Source organism: Pseudomonas sp. BJa3 (assembly GCF_026343815.1).
GTDB classification, from domain to species: Bacteria; Pseudomonadota; Gammaproteobacteria; order Pseudomonadales; family Pseudomonadaceae; genus Aquipseudomonas; species Aquipseudomonas soli.
This window is the reverse complement of record NZ_JAOXMC010000547.1, coordinates 1-236: the sequence shown is the minus strand read 5'-3', so window position 1 is coordinate 236 and position 236 is coordinate 1. Positions and strand designations below refer to the sequence as shown.

The window sequence follows — 236 nt, the reverse complement described above, 5'->3', positions numbered from 1 at the left end:
CGGCCTGCTTGCGGTCCAGCGAGAAATCGACGTTGCCGTTCCATACCCAGTCCTGGAGGATCGGCTTGGGCGGCATCATCTGCTGGATGCTGGCCAGCTCCACGGTCTTCGGCTCGCCGTTGACCAGGGTCACCTGGCCCGGCCCGGCGGCCTTGATGCCCTTGGAGTGCTCGCCAGTCTCGGCATCCTGCTTGACCAGCAGGTTCTGCTCGCTCTCGAAGGTGGAGATCTTGTCC

The 236-nt window shown here is 64.4% G+C and carries 1 pseudogene; it reads right to left on the bottom strand.

Going from position 1 to position 236, the window contains the following annotated elements:
* Positions 1-236: pseudogene (locus tag OH705_RS28730) on the bottom strand (DUF481 domain-containing protein); the annotation flags it as partial.